Raw genomic sequence first — 232 nt, 5'->3', positions numbered from 1 at the left:
GGGCGCGGCCAGCGACCCGTCGCAGGGCGTGTGGGCGCATCTGAAGTACGAGGGCGGAGTGCACCGCGTCCAGCGCGTTCCCGCGACCGAGTCACAGGGACGCATCCACACCTCGACGACCGGGGTGCTGGTGTTCCCCGAGGTCGACGAGCCCGAAGAGATCCACATCGACGCGAACGACCTGAAGATCGACGTCTTCCGGTCGTCGGGGCCGCGGAGTCGGTCGTGTTCA

The 232-nt window shown here is 68.5% G+C and carries 1 protein-coding gene; it reads left to right on the top strand.

Translation table 11 applies throughout. The features are described from left to right. On the top strand, positions 1 to 232 hold a 232-nt coding region (locus Q5762_RS39805), incomplete at both ends, for a PCRF domain-containing protein (protein WP_315897199.1).

Source organism: Streptomyces sp. P9(2023), assembly GCF_032436795.1.
Lineage (GTDB): Bacteria > Actinomycetota > Actinomycetes > Streptomycetales > Streptomycetaceae > Streptomyces.
The sequence above is the reverse complement of the archived record's forward strand: the minus strand, read 5'-3'. Positions and strand labels throughout refer to the sequence as shown.